Origin of the sequence: Pseudomonas sp. PGPPP1 (assembly GCF_002255865.1) — a bacterium.
Classification (GTDB): domain Bacteria; phylum Pseudomonadota; class Gammaproteobacteria; order Pseudomonadales; family Pseudomonadaceae; genus Aquipseudomonas; species Aquipseudomonas cremoris.
Genome location: NZ_NKIG01000008.1, coordinates 184,239 through 203,475 on the forward strand (window position 1 = coordinate 184,239; position 19,237 = coordinate 203,475).

Sequence of the window (19,237 nt, forward strand, 5' to 3'; positions counted from 1 at the left end):
CAGCCTACTACTGAAAACTGTCCGTGCTTGACCGTTTATCAGCTTGCTCAGCCAAAAAATCCTCACTGGAAGACAGAAGACGAACATCAGGACACAGCTTCTCTTCGGAGGTTGACCCGTATGAATCGCTCCGCTAAATACAAGGTACGGATCGCTGTTATCAACAGCACCTGCCCAAGTAGCCAGAACCTTCAAGGCTACGTCACTTCGGTGATGGTTCTTCCCCAAGTGCGATTAGCGTCCGGTAGCTCGCACGGTCACCGTTTCTACGGTGATGAACGCCTACTGCTCTTTTGAGCGTCTTCCGAGCTCCGCTCGCCAGGCAAACCTTCTTGTTTTTCTTCAACCCACGGCGGGGAAATTATCTCCCGCACGGGACAGGTTTCTTCGCGTTTTCAACGGAGGCACACCATGTCCGACTCACTTACGCCGGAAGCACTGAACACCCTACAGTTGCCCATTGTGTTCACACCTGGCGCCTGGCAACGCGCAGTACTGCTCGAGCGCTCAGGTCATCCTGAGACGCTGCAGGTCGATCGGCTGACCAACATATTGCGCGCAGCCTTCGAGGCTCACCTGGCCTATCCACACGAGCCCTATGTGCTGTTCGAGGTAGCCCACATCGCGTCAACGGGTCATCCACGCCAAAACCCGTTGCTGCAACTGAGTCTAAGCCTGCTCCTAGAGCCAGGCCAGCCTAACGCCTTGCTGATAGCGCTTGCAGGAGAACATCAACGCTAAACGCATGCGGTCGTACTCGGCACCCCGATCCACACTCAGACGGCGTGCCAGCCCTGCATCAATCCAACCATCACCCACCGGGGAACCCTCCCCGACGGGCAAGGCGTTCCTCCGTTTTCTCTCGAGGAACATGCCATGCGCGATATCTACCAAGACGTGACAGACAAGATCGTTACCGCGTTAGACCAAGGCGTTGCCCCCTGGATCAAACCCTGGTCCTCAAGTGGCTCAGCTGACGTCGGTCATCATCACCCCTACCCCATCAACGCCATCACACGTCGTCCCTATTCGGGGATCAACTTACCGTTGCTCTGGGCCGAGGCCCGATTGCAGGGGTTCACTCAAGATCGTTGGCTGACCTTCAACCAAGCCAGAAAGGCCGGTGGGCACATCCGTAAGGGTGAGCACAGCACCCTGGCGGTGCTCTACAAGCCGATGGAGCGCGAGGAACAGACCGAGTCAGGCCAACCGGTCCTCGATGAGAACGGTCAACCCAAGGTCGCTCATTTTGGCATTCTCAGGACACATTTTCTGTTCAACATCGAGCAAACGGAGGGGCTCGAAATGCTCAATGACACTCTGCTCGAGACGGAACAGAGTGATCCCTTCCAGCCCAACAGTGCTGCGGAAAATCTGCTGTTAAGTTCGGGTGCACAGATCGTTCATCGATCTGCCGACGAAGCCTTTTACCACCCGATCAGGGATCTCATCCAACTGCCGACAAAAGCACAATTTCACGATGAAGGTGGGTACTACGCCACCGCACTGCATGAGCTGACGCATTGGACCGGGCATCACGCTCGGTTACAGCGCGAAGGCGTGACGTCAGCCTGTCCGTACGGATCACCAGGCTACGCGTTTGAAGAGTTGATCGCCGAAATGGGCGCTGCGTTTTTATGTGCCTACACCGGCATACCGGGAGAGCTACGGCACGAGGGCTACATCGACTCCTGGCTCGGCCTGCTCAAGGCTGACAAACGTGCGATCTTCCGCGCAAGTGGTCACGCCCGCAGCGCCTCGGAGTATGTACTCAACCTGGAGCAGCAACTGAAGCAAGCGGTCTTGGATGACTCGCCTTGCATGAACGATGGAGCTTGATCGATATCTCCCCGTTGCAAACGCGACACAAGGCCCAACGGGAGTTGGGCCCTTTTTATGCTCAGAAGAAAGGCTCCATGCCGCGGGACCCTGACGCAAAGAACAAGAGAGGCGCGCACACCATCAGCCTGTCATTCCGCATCCAGGTTCTGCGCCAGAAAATCCAGCAGCTCGAGGGGACTCCGGCTGTCGATCACCTTGTAGATCAGATCGCGCTTACTGCGCGGCAACTTCTTGACCACGCTCTTCGCCGAGGCTCTGACGGCTTCGTCTGTCCCATGGATACGTGCTGCAAGCAGCAACACCAGCGTGGCGTCTGTCAGATTCATGGCAAGCCCCGAGAAAATTCGCACCGCAGTGTACCGACTCTTGTCTTTTCCGTACCAGCCCTTCAACAAAGCGATGTCTAGCCGTATCAATATTCCGATTGCCGCACAAAAGGACACGCACCAAAAGGATAGGTAAGGGTTGTAAGGGAATGGGAAGTCAAGGGTAAGAGCCCTATCCGAAAAGGCTAAAAGGCCACTGACCCAACCATTTCCCGGAGGTCCTGATGCTCAGTCTGTTTCGCCACAAAAGGCAGAAGCCTCCTCCACCACCGACCGTGAGCGTCGCCGAAGGTTACCTGCCCATCGAGTCGGCCCACAGTTTGTTAGCCGCGGAACACCGCCGCCAGCTGCTCGATCGCATCTGGCAGTACACCGCCCTCTCCCACGCGCAGTTCATCCAACTCTATTTAAATCCAATCCATCGCTACGCCGAACGGGTCCAGCAACTCCCGGCCAGCGAGACGCACCACCATGCGTATCTCGGCGGCATGCTCGACCATGGTCTGGAGCTGGTCGCTTGCAGTTTAAAACTGCGTCAGTCGTACCTGCTTCCGACCGGTGCGGCGCCCGAAGACCAAGCCGCCCAGACCGATGCCTGGTCGGCTGGCATCGCCTATGGCGCCCTGCTGCATGACATCGGCAAGATCGCCGTGGACCTGCTGGTCGAACGCCAGGATGGCCGTGTTTGGCATCCTTGGCAGGGTTCCCTGGATCAGCCCTACCGTTTTCGTTACCTCAAGGGCCGTGACTACCACCTGCACGGCGCCGCCGCAGGCTTGCTCTACACCCAAATTCTCGATCGCCCAATCCTCGATTGGCTCAGTGGATTTCCGTCGCTGTGGGCCAGTCTGCTGTATGTCCTGGCGGGCCAGTACGAACGTGCCGGCGTGCTCGGTGAGTTGGTGATGCAGGCCGACCGTGTTTCCACCGCACAGAACATCGGTGGTAACCCGAGCAAGGCGCTGCAAGCACCGATTCATTCGCTGCAACATCACTTGATCGCCGGACTGCGGCATCTGGTTCAACACGAGCTGAAACTCAACCAGCCAGGTGCCGCGGGATGGCTGACCCAGGACGCCCTGTGGCTGGTCAGTAAGACGGTCACCGACAAGCTGCGAGCCTATCTGCTGTCGCAGTCGATCGAAGGTATTCCCTCGTCCAATATCGCTGTGTTCGACGAGCTGCAGTCTCATGGTCTGGTCGAGTCCACCCCGGAAGGCAAAGCCATCTGGAGCGCGCTTATCGCCCAGCGAAACTGGCAGCAGAGTTTTACCTTTCTGCGCCTTCAACCGGCGTTGATCTGGGGGAACGAAGTCCGCCCTGAGGCTTTCAGCGGAACGGTGAGCGTTGCAGCCGATGACCATTCGACTGACGCTTCGGAATCACCACCAGCGCCTAAGACTGTCAGTACAGGATCTCGTCAAAGCCCATCGCAACCCGATCCACTTGCTATGGAGGATGCCGACTACCTAGACACATTGCTGGATATGTTCGAGTTAGAGAAGTCTGAGGCCAGTGATGCACCGTCCGCAAGCGCGCTCGAAATCTCAAATACCTCATCGTATAACCCTGGTCAGGCATTCCTGAATTGGGTCAAGGAAGGCATCCTGAGTCACAAGCTGATCATCAATGACAGCAAGGCCAAAATCCATACAGTGAGCGGTACTGTGTTTCTGGTAACACCTGGCCTCTTCCAACGATATGTCCAGGAGTTTCCTGGCATCGCCAATGGTGCCACTCAAGAGATTGAAGAATGGCGTTGGGTGCAGAAGCAATTCGAAAGTTTAAAAATACATAAAAAACGCGATAACGGACTAAATATTTGGAGCTGTAAAATTCAAGGACCTAGGAAATCCTCGAAACTTAAAGGTTATTTGATAGAAGACACAAAAATAATTTTTGATGAGTGCCCCAACGATAATTCTTATCTGTCATTTGAAAATGACTACCCCCCCACGTCACCATCACACCACGCAGTAAAAAGGTGCACTTTACCCACACCGCTGGATCTCCCCTGAGAGCGACGTGGATAATCATATCTAACGGAAACACCACGATTTTCAGCCGCAAACAAAGCCGCGGCAATTGCTGCAGGCTTAGTGCCAAGCGGAGCGACTTCAAATGAAGAACTATAATCCCTAGCTTTATAAAGCATCAACAATACTTCATAGCATGAGTATGGATTATTAGCACCTGCATAAAGAATTTCTTCGACCTGCTGATCCAACAGAATTGACGCATTCTCCATCAAAGAATGAGTTTCCCATTCTGTTTTAAATGGCGGAATACCAAAAACAATATTAAACCGCTTCAAAACCTCAGGTTCTGAATCAGCTATCAAATTGCGTAACCGCGCACCTTCAAAACCGACAAAAACAGTGACACTCCCCACACTATTTGGATTTGTTTGTAAATTTATAAACCCCGGAATAGGATAGTAATCCGACGCATAGCTATCACTCAACTGAAATTCATGCCTAGTTCCAGAACCGGTAGCGCTATTATAAGTGTGGGGCTCGGCATAGAGAAAATAGAACCGAACCTTTTCCCCTTGCAACAAATACCCCCGAATTATAAGTAGCAGATCAGGAAAATCTAAAGTAGTGGCATCAAAAAGAATATTTTTAGCCGGAAACTCTAGCGCAATATTTTCTACCTCATTCGCTCTCCAGCTTCGCCCATCAATGTTAATTTTATACTCCGAGGGGACATAGCTAACACTTAACGTTTTAGTCGCAGCTCTAGTCGCTATCGACAGGCAGTGAGCCCCCCGATCATCTACGACCGCACCGACAAATGCCACATCGTATGATGCACTTTTGAAAGCATCATCTGCACACACTGAAACCCAACTAAAATTCATCATAATTAAAACAACTTATAGTTTATTCCGATCTCTGTCTCAGTCGGCTCTTCCCATTTATCCACGTAATCTTTGAGAAGGGCCTTGAACTGCTCTCCAGAACCAACATATAGAGTGTTAACTTCGCTAGCAGAGAGTGAAAGCTTGCGTTTTTTTCTATAACTTATTCCAAAATAGGGAGCAAAAATAGGATTCGGAACATAATCATTTTGCATTATGTCATAATCACTTTTATTTTTAGTATCAGATGTCTCATACAACACAGACCACATAAGCCCATCCTTAATTAGAGAAATCACCTCACTATCTAACGCAACTCGTTGGCTATCATTAATGGAAAAGTGATTTATCTCGGGCTCGCTCTGACTAGGTCGTCTCTGAGCAGATTCAAATATACTACCGAGACGCATAATCATGCTGTGTAGCTTTTTCCCGCTTGTCCCTGCTCGCTCTACTTCATCAAGCAATTTGCTACTCACCGCAAATGCCGCTGACGCTTGAGTTTTCGACGTTATGACCAGAGCTGATGAGTCTGACATCTCACCATTAGCATTTGCCTCTAGTAAGGTCTTATGGCAAAGCTCTTGAAAATACCGCAAGTTAGGTTTTGAAAGCCCACAAAACCTCCCGAACCCGGCATACAAGAGACAGTCTTTTTGTGGGAGGCCTTTATACAAATAGAGCAAAGAACCAAACAATGTATTTTCAACCCAGCCACCATCTTTACAAAAAAGACTTAATCCTCTCGTCTCATCATTTTTCGTTTTTTGCAACTCTTCCAAAATAACCACAGTCGATGCTGAGTTGCGACTTAGGATGCTAGCAGATACAACGGTAACATCTGGAGTAACACCATCAAAGAACAGCTCAACAGGAACACCTTCATCCCCTCGCTTCACTAGAGCCTTTCTGATAGTAGTGACAATCCTATTTTTCAATGCTTTGTCTGAAACAGAAAGATTAGCCACATCTCGAACAGACAGTTGAGGGAATATCTGCTTGGCTCGTCCCAAAACCGCTGCCTTGTAAGCATCGGTATTTCTGGCTTCAATATGCCCTGGATCAAACAAAGACTCTTTATTGAAATCGCCAAGTGACAGTTCATATCCTTCGTTCTGTAACCGCAGCAGCATCACCTCTGCAGCTAGCAAATCAAAGCCTTGATCACTTCGACCCAACTCTAGTTCAATGTTAATAGTTCTGTAGTCATGCGGTTCTATTAACTGCTCTTGCGTACTAGTCAAAAACTCGGAAATTGCGTGAGAGCGAACAGAAAAATTAATGCAGTATTGATCATCCGGCTGTTTGACATAATCGTTAATAATTACTTGTTGCGCATCCTGAAGATTTTCAAACTCGTCAACAAAAACCCTAAAAAAACATCCTTCAAGCCGGGGATCGCTTGAGGAGACAGCACTTATCAAGCTCTTAAATACGTTTTTGAAATTAAACATCACCGGCCGACTAAGAGAGGGATTTTGAACCCACAACTCAAACTCGGCGAGCTTTTCTTCTACAAACTCGCGAATATCATAAAAAGTTTCAACACCATTGCCTAAGTACCGCTTTGCGGCAACTGGAATCTTTGTATGTCTCACATCCAACACACCCGATTCTAGCGAAGCACGGGAAATACTCAGTAAACTTTTTTCCAGTTCTCCCAAAACACACAGGGCAAAATAATAAGAAAAAACAATGTCTGCATCATCACCCAACCAAGCACTTGTTAACAACTTGCAAAACCGGATGTCAGGCTTCCAGTAAAGACCTATGAACTTCAGCGACTGGTCCGGAACACTGGCTCTATTTGCACTGAACACACTAGGATGACATAAATAACGCATTAACATGGTCTTTCCGCAACCACGCCCGCCTTCAATTTTCACTGCTTTTTTTTCTTTAAAAATACTTAACGATGAGAAAAAATGCGGAACAATGAACTGCCCCCAAACATCATCTGGTAATAATTCAGCTCTATTACGCAGAAAAGCATCAACAATATTTTTGTCCATTACTTAGCCCCGATTAATCAGCGGACACCATTGTCCTTTGGATGTCCAGTAGGCAGCCAGCGTATTGTTCGGTATAGTTCTATTGAAAGCTACTGTCAAATCCAAATCAAACTCAGATTGTTTTAGAACTACATCCTTTGACAACAACACTTCACTATAATAAAAATCTTTTACATCCTTAATACTATTATACTCATCCCTACCCCACATCATGCCACCCGACATTGGTGCAAAAAACCCATGAGATGCGGATAAAATCTCTGCACAGTCAAAATCAACATAAGAACAATCTTTTGCAATTTTACTTACACCCGCTGAATGCGCCATAAATGAAAGCAAAATCACGTTACGACTTACAGCCCATTGCTCTACACCATAATATTTAAAAAACTTTTCTGCTTGCTTTCCAGTACCTACAAAATCATCAACCAGCACCAACCATTCGACATGTTTCGGTAACTTAGCCACATCCTCTGGTCGAATCGTTATGCCTTTGTTTATCAATCCATCTTCTCTGAAGTTCCTAAGCAAAGCCGCGCCGCTTTTACCAGGAGTTTTATCAAATCCACCATCTACAGAAACAAACCTGATTGGCAATTTATGGTTACCTTCCCGCAACCCTTTTAGAAAGTCATCTACAGTTACAGGTACTTTATATCCAGAACGCTGTAAAGCAGATGCCAGCTGCATTTCTAGCATATGTCGCCTCATGCTTTTTAGCATGTCAGGAGATCTATATATGAATGCATCAAGAAGGTGTGCTGCTAGATAAAGCGCGCGTTGGCTTGAGAAATTATTTAACCAGCCTTGCAGCTCATAGTGTTTTACTCCAGAAAGAATATTTTTACGGATAAGCGACTCAATTTTTTGCTTTGTATCACTGAAAAACCGCTCTTTCCCTGGGGGAATTTCGAATGACATTGCCTCTCCCTCTCTTGAGACACTTTGAATCCAAGTCAGACCTATAGTGGACCTGGAATTAGAAAGCAAGAGCTTTTATCTAAACCGCAAAGCTTGACTCTCACAATGGGCAACCCATTTGTACATTACTGAGCGCCTTGCGCAGGATTTTTTTTCTGCACTTTTGCTTTGCGTTCGGGTAAATTCGGAATTTCGGGTTTCAATGCGGAACAAAACTTTTCGTAGGCCGCTCGGAGCGTCATTGACTTGTAAACATCTTCTTTAGAACTGAAAATTTTATAATATTTGTTGAACCTTTTCTTATCCTTCGCATACACCCAAAGCCATTCAACTTCATAGCATACGCCACCTGAGTCATCTTTATTTTTCACAGACCGCTCAAGCAAGAACTTAAACACATAATTATTAATTGATCGCACAAAGTTATCGACTATAAATGCGATTTTATCCACATCTTCTGCCAACAATAAAATCGGTTTCTCTAGCGACTTAGTATGGGTCGCCAATCCGAGACGGATTGCATTCTTTGACCCTAATTTGCCAAATCGATGCACGCAACAGTGACGAAGCTCACAAACCTTCTTAAATTCTTGAGATGGAAGAATCAACGGGTTTGGGCGATTACCCTTCATCCCTATTAGTTCTTTGAGAGTTTCAAAAACATTATAAGGACTCGCCAGAGAAAAATCCTCTAGAAGAGCCTCTGGCAGAATTTCTTTTTTATGATGTAAAGCTGCCGCGTACGATACGCTTTTTTCAGAGACAAGTGCCGATATATACTCATCACAGTGAATCAATTTTCGTATCAGCGCTCGAATATAACTTTCAGCGGCGGAAACATAGCCAAGTAAAATTAAATTACCCAGCACAGGAGTATAGTCACCAGTAACCAACTTATTCAGCTGCTTAGTATTCGTTATAAATAGATCAATGGGTGATAAATTATTATCACTATGGTCGACATCAAACTTACTACTCGTCTCAAATGCTGACGTTATGGCTTCTAGCTTACATAGTTCAAAAAATTCTTTTGACGCTATTTCTGCTGCACTTTCCGACGCGATCGCCCCTTCTAGCAACACACTTTCTGGCTTTCTTCGCAGACTCATCGCTCATTCCTTCGGGTGCAAATCCATAAACTTCACAACAGCCAGCATAAGGTTCTCACGCTCACGATAAAAACTCATCAACGTAAAGGAGTACATTACTAATGATTTTATCGGCGGTTTTACGCCCGACCCTGCGTAGCTTCCTTAACTCAGTTCCAGGATCTTGCATAGAAAGAATATCCCCAACAGTTTTAGCTCCATCTAAACCAGTGATGACTTTGCTTTGCCATGATGTGAGCCTTGGAAGATTCGATAACTCTAATGCCATACACTTATTGAATGTTGACTCATCAACAAGCAAACTACCACACTGATGGCAAAAGCGTTGCGTGTCAGTCAATCGGATAGCATTACACTTTCGACAAGGTGGTAATGTAAGCTGGAGCTTCTGAAGTAAATCTTCTCCAAGAAGAGTTTTAGAAGTCCGTCGAACAGGGTGCTTAACATTTTTTCGCCCTATGAACTCAATCATATGTTGAGGAGAGAACCCATGTAAGCCTTGGCTGAATACGCGATTTCTAATCAATAAAGCCAAATGGGGGATATACCGCTCATATGACCTATCCTCTCCGTGTGAGACATTTGGGAGCTTCAAAAGTAGACCAACCTCGACAAGCAGGCTAATCATTCTATTGAATAGAGGATTCTCTTCCTCCTCTATCCCAACGATAATTTGCTTTTGAATAGTTTTTTTAGTCGGCGAGTTAGCGTCTTTTATTAACTCAACGATTTTATTAAGCGTCGCCTCGCCTGTATCAATAATGCTTTCCAAGCGAGGCAATTTACTTACTAGAGACCTATACTCACTCAAGCGAACACTTGTATATTTTTCAATGAGCTTATTAAATTTCTGCTGTGAACTTCGCGAATTATCAGAATGATACTCTCGGAGCATCATCAAATAAGCTCGAGGTATTCCGAAAGCCGCATACTTTAGGAGTTGAGAAATATCATCCGGTATTTTCTCATACTCATTGAATCGTTTTTGTGCAATCGCACCCAACACTAAAGCGTAATTGTCTGCCTCAATTGAAAGCCAAGCGTCAACACTTTCGGCTTCATGTGCCACGTGAAACTTTGGGCCATATTCAGTAGTTCCTGGATACACCGATGCCTTTGGGGATATACGGGACGTTTTTAGTGTCCTGACAATATCAAAAAACTCGTAAAGATATTCGGGCGTTAAGGTTATTGCAGCATCGTCAAGTAAAACAACTATCCGTTTTCTCTCTAGCCACTCCGTCAAAGAATGGAGCGCGCTTGTTACTCCTGAAACACTTATTCTTTCTACTAGAAATTCCAAATCGGATGTGGGTGACAAGCTTTGCTCTAGCCGTTCAACAATGCTTTCTAGATCTTGCTTTGTTGCAAACAGGATCGAGCTCAAATCGAGTTCTTGATCATCCTCGATATCACATGCCACTTCATGAGCTGCAATAAGTATTTTGGCTAGCACCCAAGTATTAAAGAGTGCAATTGCGTTAGGCTTCGACTTTAGCAAGGGTTCGAGCCGAAAATACTTATTGAACGATATATAAATAGCTAAGGGTAACGACTCATCCCCCTTACACTTAGTCCAAACATAACGCATTAAATGCGTTTTTCCACAACCTCGGGGACCTACAATCAATTTCGTTCCCCGAGAAATCAGCGCGGCATAAATACTCTTGTAAAAATCGCCATCCTGCACAGTACACGCTAAAAGCTCGTCCTCTTCGAGATAATCCGCACGCTCTTCTAAAAAAGACGTAAGCTCTTCAACTTCCACCTGTTGTTTTGCCATTATTTCAAATCCATTTTTAGATGAGCAAGTTGCTTCATGGACATTTGAGCTGCTGCGACACCATAGCTCAACTCAGATAATCTTAACTGTCCGCCTTTCGAACTAATATAGTTGAATATTTTTTTTGAATATTTTTCATCGGACCGAAGTATAAATAAACAGTCACTAACAACTGCATACCCTGAGACTACTTTAGCTATTTTTTGAAAAAAATTCCGTCCTACACGCGCAATGAGTATATCTCCAGGGCGCGCCACTAAAAACTTAGTCGGGTCCAAACTCAAAAGCTCAACGCCACCCAAGAGTTCATATTTTGAATGCACGCCGCTTAAATCTGTGGTGTGAACAGTCGCGCACTCCAGATCTCTGACTTGTACGGAGGAGTGCTTTCCTCTCTTGATTTCCGCAATAGCTTGCAACTCAAAGCTACGAGATGAAGAGTTTGCCTTATGTCGTTGCATCCGCGAGTGATAGCTATAGTCCAACCGATGAACACCATCATCCGAGGAAATCGATATAGCCGGAGAGAGCTTTCCGGTTTCCAGAATGGTACGGAGCTCTATTTCTTCACTCTGTCTTTCACAAGAAGTTTTATTAAAAATCAATATGTGCGTTTGAGCTTCAGTTCGCTTAAAAATTTTTCGAGGCAATTGTATTATTTTTTTCACACAATGCTCTTTTAAAAGGAACTCTCTAAAAGTTGAAAATTTTTCTGCTGTAAATATTCCATCTGGCAGTATAACACCTGCCTCACCTCCATTTTTCAACATTCTTATCATCTGTGCCAAAAACAACACTTCGGATGAACAAATTTTTGTAATCGAGGAGTATTTGCATATTCCAATCTGCTCAGAAACTTGCTGAAATTCATCCCGCCAATCAGGCTTTATATAAGGAGGATTACATACTGCAAGATCTATTGACCCCTCCTTCATTCCAAGTGTACTTGGAAGGTTGAATAGCAATGCATCTCCGACTACATGATGCCTATTCTGACCTTCAGAATTAAAGATCTGATGTCTGCTTTCAATATCAAGAGAGAATATTTTTGCATCATTCCAACGCTGAGAAGCAGCGAATGACAGACTTCCCAAACCACAGCCCAAATCCAATATATTTGTGGCTTTAGCAGTATCCATCAAGGACACTAGCAAACTACTTATGTCGTTTTCTGTATAATACCGACCTAGGCTATCTCTAGAAGTAAATGGAACTATATTCATACCTTTCTAACATCTCTAGAGTATTTAAACGATTACCGCTATTCGGAACATTGGTTAGACATTGCCTAGGTCGTCTCGCAGGCATTGTCTCATGACAGGAGAGCGCCCTCAAAAGTCTGGGCACTCAATGTTAGCGCCAGAAGGCAGGATACATCCTGAACGTTACACCCATCGTCCAGCTGAAGGACCCTCCCGTTGAGGCCAATCATCCCACATCCCTCGCTCGACTAACAAAATATCTCCAATTCGAATCGACTGCTCGTCAGCCCGACGAACCTCATAAGATCAGACGAATATACGTACAGAGCAGGCTCAGATCCTCACACTTTAGGCCGTTCCCTGGCCCACACCCGGCGGGAGACAGAGACCTGATTAAACCAGTCACACTCCTTAGCATGCTAAGGATATTTGACATGATACCTTTCCCCTACGCCTCACGCGTGAACTTGCCTGGGACTGAGGCACGGGCAGTCACGGGCTGCGGGCATGTGGCGCTATTCGTTAAGGATGGCTGTGCACCGTGCGACGCCCTGGCCCGTGAGCTTCAGGTGGCCAGGACACCCTTCGATGTGTAAATGGTTGGCAGCTGGTAGGATGACGCGCGCGTCCTGAGTTGGGCGACGCACGTCGACATTGATCCGGGGAAAGTGCGCGCTCGCGCGATCACCCTGAACCATGATGGAGGCCGCTGGCTATCTCTTGGTTTACCCGGTGAACTACCCGCTGCTGTTCGCGCCGTTGATGAAGTATGGTAGCGGCAACCGAGGCGCCCTGGAGCCTCTGCCTTCAACCTCTAGCAAGAATGCGTTGTAATGGGCCATTGATTGCCGCGAAAGAATCGACCACGCCATCCATGACGAAATCAAGCGCCCGACCATAGCCGTGATGCAAGCTCGCGGTATCGAATCCTTGATCCTGTAGTTTCTGCAGGGAATCACCCACAGTATCGTGGGCGTCAGCAATTCGAAGATCGTTGGTTACGAAAAGCATTGCAATCCTTGGGTTCCTGGCATCCCACTCTTCAGGTTCCCTATCGCTCTTGAATGCATCCGTCGCCTCTTCATCTGCATCCAAACGGTCCAAGATGTTCTGTAGTGTCTGCAGCAACTTCAAGCTGGCCCGGTCAGCAATCTGCTTTCGTGGGACACCGGCTGCTTGCAGAATTTGCTTAAGGATGCCATTGGGTAGTTTCTGCCAGATTTCATGAATGGATTTGCACCGAGCAAGGAATGCTTGCTGGCTCATCGCTAAGGGCGCGACCCGAGCAAGCTTTCCCAACTGTGGGTAATGCAGCCAACCATTGGCCCTTACTTCGCCGCGAGAGAATCCAATCAGATCTTCGGCCGACTTCTCTATGCCCAGGGCACCCGCGAGCTTGGACAGGTTTTCTCCCAAAGCCAGCAGTTGATCAAGTAGCCTGTCCACCTTGGAGGCGATGTGCTCTTCGTTCAGATCGAGCTGAGCGATGATCCCTGAATCCAACGCATGGGTATAGGCATGCAGAATTTCTCGGTCGGGCTTGCCCTTGTACAGCTCACGTAACTGCACCCTGATCAGGTTGCGACCAACTCGCCCGCAGCCTGTGAAGGCCCACTGTCCCAGGTAGGAAGGATTGCAGCACCAGAAACCATGCAGATTGGTCGGTGTAGTGGCGTAGAAGCTGTTCTGCTCATATCGTTCAAGAAATCTGTCGTCGAGATAGACGCTGGTTCCATCGATCATGCTGTTGGCGCGGTCGCGCGTGACTGCGCCTGCAACACCAGGCCAACGGAGACCTTCGGCACTCTGCCCTGGGGATAGCTCGCAGGAAACTGCTTCTACCGTCGCCCATACCTGGAGTAGCAAACCGTCACGATCCTCACGAAGATCGCCCTCGAGCCAATCCCCCGGCGTTCCAAGCTCGACAAAAGTACAGCCCTTCATCCAGGCGCGTAACTCCGGTCCGTCCTGAAGCATCGCCTTGTAGTAGAAGTGGCGGACACCACGTCCGCCTCGTAGCCACAGGTACTTGCGCAAGTACTCATTGGACATGAACCATTGAATGTTCCGAGACGCCGTAAAGTGGTATTGAGCTGAAATCTCGCCCTCTGCAACGCCAAATTCCGGCAGTTCTAAATCGTCGTATACCAGCCGCTGCTGTTCATTGCCCAAGCAACGTGGGGTGAGCCCCAGCGCCATCCATACCTTCTCTGCCAAGTGATAGGTATAGAACGCACCACTACCCCAGGAAGCGACGATATAGTCATTCCCGCTCACACTGGGCGCGAAGTCTCTTTCACTCCCCTTACCACGCAGCACCGGGGTCGAATGTGCAACCTGGCCTTGGTCGCTGTGAAGGATGGGAACTGAGTTTTGGTCGTCGTCGGGAACGACAGCCATCAGCATATGCACTGCCTCGCTGTTTGGTCCGTAGGGGTCATTTTCTGTGAAACAACTGACCTCCACCCGAAGCGCGGGGTCGGTAGCGCTTGGCTGTAGCAGCGAACGCAATCGCTCCGGCAGCAGATTGGCTGGAATAGGGAATGCAGCGAGATAGTCGATCATCTGTACGCGTCCTTGCTATGTCGAAGCCAACTCCATCGTCGCGCCAAGGTTCAACCAAAGCCAGAAGTGGAAGTTGGCGTAAGTTAATATGCTGAGCTCAAGTTGGTCAGTCGTCAGCAGCTGCTCGCTCCATACAGGATATTAACGATATCGCCGTGTATTCAGGTAGCAGCGAATACTTCTCTACCCAATCTTGTATTGAGCGTTTATATGCCTTTACTACCCACCAGGCGCTGCCTGGCATTGATGGGGGGGGCCAGAGCCGGCGCGAAGCGGTGGCGACGCTGTCGCTAGCTCGCAGCCACCCAGATCCAGGACATTCGTGGGAGTAAATGTGGGAGTATTTTTTCAGGCATGAAAAAGCCCAACCTTTTCAGATTGGGCTAAGTCATTGAAAAATATGGTCGGGACGGAGTGATTCGAACACTCGACCCCTAGCACCCCATGCTAGTGCGCTACCGGACTGCGCTACGCCCCGACTAGGCGTGTTACTGGGTTTGCTTCGCAACGAAGCGATCAGGAATATACCGCAAGCTTTTGAAATGTGGAAGTATTTTAAAAGCCGGAATTATTTCTTCAAAACCACCAGCACATCTTCGAGTTCGGAGATCATCTGGCGGATCAATTGCTTGTATTGGGTGGTGTCGTCTTTGGCTTCATCACCGGACATACGCTGGCGCGCACCGCTGATGGTGAACCCTTGGTCGTACAACAACGCGCGGATCTGTCGGATCATCAGCACATCCTGGCGCTGATAATACCGACGGTTCCCGGTGCGTTTGACGGGGTTGAGTTGAGGAAACTCCTGCTCCCAATAGCGCAGTACGTGCGGTTTTACCGCACACAGCTCGCTAACTTCACCAATGGTGAAGTAGCGTTTGCCTGGGATGACGGGTAGCTCGTCGTTATGACTTGGTTCCAGCATAAGCCTCAACTCGGGCCTTCAACTTCTGCCCTGGACGAAAGGTGACCACACGGCGAGCCGTGATCGGGATTTCTTCTCCCGTTTTTGGATTGCGGCCAGGCCGCTGGCGTTTGTCTCGCAGGTCAAAATTGCCGAAACCGGACAATTTGACCTGTTCGTTGTCTTCCAGAGCGTGTCTGATTTCTTCAAAGAACAACTCGACCAATTCCTTGGCCTCGCGCTTGTTCAGACCCAACTCTTCGTACAGACGTTCCGCCATCTCAGCTTTCGTCAAAGCCCCCATACGTCACTTCCTCAACGTGGCGTTCAACCTTTGTTCGAGCGAGGTGAGGATATTTTGTGTCGTGGTATTCACCTCATCGTCATTAAGAGTGCGCGATGGATGCTGCCAGGTCAAGCCAACTGCAAGGCTTTTTCTATGCGGATCAATACCTTTACCCTGATAGACGTCAAATAGCCTGAGGTCTGTCAGCCATTCCCCTGCATTTTCACGGATTACATCCAGAACGGCAGTGGCGGCCACTTCACGGTCGGCGATCAGCGCCAGGTCGCGGCGCACTTCAGGGAAGCGCGACAACTCGCTGAATTTCGGCATCTTGCCCGAAGCAACTTCCGCCAGGACCAACTCGAACACGAACACCGGACGGTCAAGACCGAGGGTTTTCGACAGTTCTGGGTGGATGGCACCGACGAAACCAACCAACCGACCTTCACGTTCAATGCGTGCAGTCTGGCCTGGGTGCAGCGCCGGATGGCTGCCTGGCAGGAAGGTGAAGTCATCCAGTGCACCGGCAAACCCCAATACCGCTTCCACGTCAGCCTTGACGTCAAAGAAGTCCACGGCGTCGCGACCCTGCGCCCAACCTTCCGGCAGACGGCTACCGCACACCACGCCCGCCAGCATCGGCTCTTGCTTCAAGCCATCCAACTGACCGACAAAACGCAGGCCGCTTTCGAACATGCGCACGCGGTCTTGCTGACGGTTCAGGTTGTGGGAAAGTGCTTTCACCAGGCCTGGCCACAGGGACGAACGCATGGCTGCCATGTCGTTGGAGATCGGATTGGCCAGCAACAGCGGCTCGACGCCTGGGTTGAACAGCTCGAACTGCTTGGGATCGATGAAGCTGTAGGTCACCGCTTCCTGATAACCACGGGCAACCAGCAGTCGACGCAGCTCAGGCAAATGCGCACGCGCCTCGGCCTTCGGTTGCGGCGCCAGGCGGGCTTGCGGGTAACGAACCGGCAGGCGGTTGTAACCGTACAGACGGGCCAGTTCTTCGATCAGGTCGACTTCCAGGCTGATATCGAAACGATGGCTTGGCACCGCGACGTTCCACTGCCCTTCCTCACCCTTGGTAATAACCAAGCCAAGAGCCGACAGGTACTGCTCAATTTCGGCAGGTGCGATCACCAGGCCAAGCATTTGCTCGACGCTTTTGGCACGCAACGTGATCGGCGCAACGGACGGCAGGTACTGTTCGTTGACGGTCTCGGTAATCGGGCCGGCTTCGCCGCCGGTGATTTCCAACAGCAGGCCAGTGGCGCGCTCCATGGCTTCACGGGCCAGCTTCCAGTCCACGCCACGCTCGTAGCGGTGCGAGGCATCGGTGTGCAGGCCGTAGGAACGAGCCTTGCCGGCGATGGCGATCTGGTCGAAGAAGGCGCTTTCAAGAAATACATCGCGAGTGGTAGCGGACACGCCACTGTGTTCGCCACCCATCACGCCGGCAATCGCCAGGGCGCGGGAATGGTCGGCGATCACCAAGGTGTCGGCACGCAGGCTGACTTCCTGGCCATCGAGCAGCACCAGCTTCTCGCCTTCTTCAGCCATACGCACGCGGATGCCGCCGTTGATTTCGGCGAGATCGAATGCGTGCAACGGTTGGCCCAGCTCCAACATTACGTAGTTGGTGATGTCGACGGCAGCATCGATGCTACGCACATCAGCGCGACGCAGGCGCTCGACCATCCACAGCGGCGTTGGCTTGGACAGGTCGACATTACGGATAACACGGCCCAGGTAGCGCGGGCAGGCGTTTGGTGCGATGACTTCGATCGGGCGCACTTCGTCGTGCACGGCTGGCACAGCGGCAACTACTGGACGGGTGACCGGCGCGTTGTACAGCGCGCCCACTTCACGGGCCAAGCCAGCCAGGGACAAGCAGTCGCCGCGGTTCGGGGTCAGGTCGACCTCTATGCTGGCGTCTTCCAGTTCCAGGTAAACGCGGATGTCCTGGCCCACTGGTGCGTCGGCCGGCAGCTCCATCAGGCCATCATTGCCCTCGCCTACTTGCAGTTCAGCCTGGGAGCACAGCATGCCGTTGGACTCAACACCACGCAGCTTGGCCTTCTTGATCTTGAAGTCACCTGGCAGCTCGGCGCCGATCATGGCGAATGGGATCTTCAGGCCCGGGCGCACGTTAGGCGCTCCGCACACGACCTGGAAGGTCTCCGCGCCATTGCTGACTTGGCACACACGCAATTTGTCGGCGTCCGGGTGTTGCTCGGTGCTCAGCACCTCGCCCACTACTACGCCGCTGAAAACGCCGGCGGCCGGCGTAACGCTATCGACCTCAAGACCGGCCATCGACAGACGAGCAACCAGCTCGTCGCGATCTACCTGCGGGCTTACCCAGCCACGCAGCCATTGTTCACTGAATTTCATCCTGCTCTCCTAAAGATTCGTTACGACTAGCGAAATTGCGCGAGGAACCGCAAGTCGTTGTCGAAGAACAGACGCAAGTCGTTCACGCCGTAACGCAGCATGGCCAGACGCTCAACGCCCATGCCGAAGGCAAAGCCCGAGAACTCTTCTGGATCGATCCCGGACATGCGCAGCACGTTAGGGTGAACCATGCCGCAGCCCATCACTTCCAACCAGCCGGTCTGCTTGCAGACGCGGCAGCCTTTACCGCTGCACATCACGCATTCCATGTCGACTTCAGCGGAAGGCTCGGTGAACGGGAAGAACGATGGACGGAACCGCACCGCCAGCTCTTTTTCGAAGAACACCCGCAGGAATTCTTCGATGGTGCCTTTCAGGTCGGCGAAGTTGATATCGCGATCAACCAGCAGGCCTTCGACCTGGTGGAACATCGGCGAGTGGGTGATATCGGAGTCGCTACGGTACACACGGCCTGGGCAAACGATGCGGATCGGCGGCTTGTTCGCTTCCATGGTGCGGACCTGTACCGGCGAGGTATGGGTGCGCAACAGCATGTTCGCGTTGAAATAGAAGGTGTCGTGCATCGACCGGGCCGGGTGATGGCCTGGGATGTTGAGCGCCTCGAAGTTGTGATAGTCGTCTTCGACCTCAGGGCCTTCGGCAATGCCGTAGCCAATATGGGTGAAGAACTGCTCGATACGTTCCAGAGTCCGGGTGATCGGATGCAGGCCGCCCGAGGCCTGGCCACGGCCAGGCAGGGTTACGTCAATGGACTCGGCAGCGAGTTTGGCCGCAAGATCAGCCTCCTCCATCGTTGCCTTGCGCGCATTGAGAACCTCTGTGACACGCTCCTTGGCGACGTTGATCAGCGCACCGACCTGCGGACGCTCTTCAGCCGGCAAATTCCCCAGGGTCTTCATCACCTGAGTCAATTCACCCTTTTTGCCAAGGTAGTGAACCCGGATTTGCTCCAGGGCATTGATATCTTCAGCGCTTTGCACAGCCTCAAGAGCTTGAGCGACGA

General features: G+C 50.2%; 14 protein-coding genes, 1 tRNA gene and 1 pseudogene. 3 read left to right on the plus strand and 13 right to left on the minus strand.

The genetic code is table 11. The features are described 5' to 3' along the window. Positions 1 to 411: 411 nt before the first annotated feature. Positions 412 to 741, plus strand: a complete 330-nt coding sequence (locus CFE47_RS12260; RefSeq protein ID WP_286837336.1) for a hypothetical protein — start codon at positions 412 to 414, stop codon at positions 739 to 741. 135 nt (positions 742 to 876) lie between these two features. Continuing rightward, positions 877 to 1,839 carry an ArdC family protein gene (locus tag CFE47_RS12265; RefSeq protein WP_286837338.1) on the plus strand — a complete coding sequence of 321 codons (963 nt, stop codon included), beginning with the start codon at positions 877 to 879 and terminating at the stop codon, positions 1,837 to 1,839. 131 nt (positions 1,840 to 1,970) lie between these two features. On the opposite strand, the gene CFE47_RS12270 is transcribed toward CFE47_RS12265, so the two are convergent. Then, entirely contained in the window at positions 1,971 to 2,168 is a 198-nt protein-coding gene (locus CFE47_RS12270) for a DUF7740 domain-containing protein (RefSeq protein ID WP_174395415.1), read from the minus strand. 224 nt (positions 2,169 to 2,392) lie between these two features. On the opposite strand from CFE47_RS12270, the pseudogene mobH reads away from it, so the two are divergent. Then, a pseudogene (gene mobH / locus CFE47_RS12275) lies at positions 2,393 to 4,108 on the plus strand (MobH family relaxase); the annotation flags it as partial. A 5-nt stretch (positions 4,109 to 4,113) separates the two neighbouring features. Here the strand turns inward: mobH and CFE47_RS12280 are convergent. The 12 genes from CFE47_RS12280 to pheS all read right to left on the minus strand — a co-directional run. After that, entirely contained in the window at positions 4,114 to 5,034 is a 921-nt protein-coding gene (locus CFE47_RS12280) for a hypothetical protein (protein WP_286837343.1), read from the minus strand. A gap of 2 nt (positions 5,035 to 5,036) precedes the next feature. Next, the gene (locus CFE47_RS12285) at positions 5,037 to 7,043 is read right to left on the minus strand and encodes an ORC-CDC6 family AAA ATPase (protein ID WP_286837345.1); all 2,007 of its coding nucleotides are present in this window, start codon (positions 7,041 to 7,043) and stop codon (positions 5,037 to 5,039) included. Positions 7,044 to 7,046: 3 nt separating this feature from the next. Next, entirely contained in the window at positions 7,047 to 7,964 is a 918-nt protein-coding gene (locus tag CFE47_RS12290) for a phosphoribosyltransferase-like protein (RefSeq protein ID WP_286837347.1), read from the minus strand. A 125-nt stretch (positions 7,965 to 8,089) separates the two neighbouring features. Then, a complete protein-coding gene (locus CFE47_RS12295; RefSeq protein WP_286837349.1) occupies positions 8,090 to 9,073 on the minus strand; it encodes a hypothetical protein in 984 nt (327 codons plus the stop codon). A gap of 61 nt (positions 9,074 to 9,134) precedes the next feature. After that, positions 9,135 to 10,856, minus strand: coding sequence for an ORC-CDC6 family AAA ATPase (locus CFE47_RS12300; RefSeq protein WP_286837351.1), 1,722 nt, complete (start codon positions 10,854 to 10,856; stop codon positions 9,135 to 9,137). Next, the gene (locus CFE47_RS12305; protein ID WP_286837353.1) at positions 10,856 to 12,079 is read right to left on the minus strand and encodes an HsdM family class I SAM-dependent methyltransferase; all 1,224 of its coding nucleotides are present in this window, start codon (positions 12,077 to 12,079) and stop codon (positions 10,856 to 10,858) included. The genes CFE47_RS12300 and CFE47_RS12305 overlap by 1 nt, the downstream gene beginning before the upstream one ends. A 786-nt stretch (positions 12,080 to 12,865) precedes the next feature. Next, on the minus strand, positions 12,866 to 14,623 hold the full coding sequence (locus CFE47_RS12315) for a hypothetical protein (RefSeq protein ID WP_286837355.1): 1,758 nt from the start codon (positions 14,621 to 14,623) through the stop codon (positions 12,866 to 12,868). Positions 14,624 to 15,024: 401 nt separating this feature from the next. Then, positions 15,025 to 15,101: transfer RNA gene (locus CFE47_RS12320), tRNA-Pro, on the minus strand. 90 nt (positions 15,102 to 15,191) lie between these two features. Further along, the gene (locus tag CFE47_RS12325) at positions 15,192 to 15,548 is read right to left on the minus strand and encodes a MerR family transcriptional regulator (protein ID WP_003174972.1); all 357 of its coding nucleotides are present in this window, start codon (positions 15,546 to 15,548) and stop codon (positions 15,192 to 15,194) included. Continuing rightward, positions 15,529 to 15,831, minus strand: coding sequence for an integration host factor subunit alpha (gene ihfA, locus CFE47_RS12330; RefSeq protein ID WP_002553164.1), 303 nt, complete (start codon positions 15,829 to 15,831; stop codon positions 15,529 to 15,531). Before ihfA ends, CFE47_RS12325 begins: the two co-directional genes overlap by 20 nt. Positions 15,832 to 15,834: 3 nt before the next feature. Next, a complete protein-coding gene (pheT, locus tag CFE47_RS12335; RefSeq protein ID WP_286837357.1) occupies positions 15,835 to 18,213 on the minus strand; it encodes a phenylalanine--tRNA ligase subunit beta in 2,379 nt (792 codons plus the stop codon). A gap of 26 nt (positions 18,214 to 18,239) precedes the next feature. After that, positions 18,240 to 19,237 (minus strand): phenylalanine--tRNA ligase subunit alpha (gene pheS, locus CFE47_RS12340; protein ID WP_286837360.1); only part of this gene is annotated, 998 nt, incomplete at its 5' end.

What these genes read in the sequence shown, in the direction of transcription:
- CFE47_RS12315 (WP_286837355.1), bottom strand. Translation starts at nt 14,623, where the DNA reads ATGATCGACTATCTCGCTGCATTCCCTATTCCAGCCAATCTGCTGCCG.
- CFE47_RS12265 (WP_286837338.1), top strand. Translation starts at nt 877, where the DNA reads ATGCGCGATATCTACCAAGACGTGACAGACAAGATCGTTACCGCGTTA.
- CFE47_RS12280 (WP_286837343.1), bottom strand. Translation starts at nt 5,034, where the DNA reads ATGATGAATTTTAGTTGGGTTTCAGTGTGTGCAGATGATGCTTTCAAA.
- CFE47_RS12290 (WP_286837347.1), bottom strand. Translation starts at nt 7,964, where the DNA reads ATGTCATTCGAAATTCCCCCAGGGAAAGAGCGGTTTTTCAGTGATACA.
- CFE47_RS12270 (WP_174395415.1), bottom strand. Translation starts at nt 2,168, where the DNA reads ATGAATCTGACAGACGCCACGCTGGTGTTGCTGCTTGCAGCACGTATC.
- CFE47_RS12305 (WP_286837353.1), bottom strand. Translation starts at nt 12,079, where the DNA reads ATGAATATAGTTCCATTTACTTCTAGAGATAGCCTAGGTCGGTATTAT.
- ihfA (WP_002553164.1), bottom strand. Translation starts at nt 15,831, where the DNA reads ATGGGGGCTTTGACGAAAGCTGAGATGGCGGAACGTCTGTACGAAGAG.
- pheT (WP_286837357.1), bottom strand. Translation starts at nt 18,213, where the DNA reads ATGAAATTCAGTGAACAATGGCTGCGTGGCTGGGTAAGCCCGCAGGTA.
- CFE47_RS12260 (WP_286837336.1), top strand. Translation starts at nt 412, where the DNA reads ATGTCCGACTCACTTACGCCGGAAGCACTGAACACCCTACAGTTGCCC.
- CFE47_RS12285 (WP_286837345.1), bottom strand. Translation starts at nt 7,043, where the DNA reads ATGGACAAAAATATTGTTGATGCTTTTCTGCGTAATAGAGCTGAATTA.
- CFE47_RS12325 (WP_003174972.1), bottom strand. Translation starts at nt 15,548, where the DNA reads ATGCTGGAACCAAGTCATAACGACGAGCTACCCGTCATCCCAGGCAAA.
- CFE47_RS12295 (WP_286837349.1), bottom strand. Translation starts at nt 9,073, where the DNA reads ATGAGTCTGCGAAGAAAGCCAGAAAGTGTGTTGCTAGAAGGGGCGATC.
- CFE47_RS12300 (WP_286837351.1), bottom strand. Translation starts at nt 10,856, where the DNA reads ATGGCAAAACAACAGGTGGAAGTTGAAGAGCTTACGTCTTTTTTAGAA.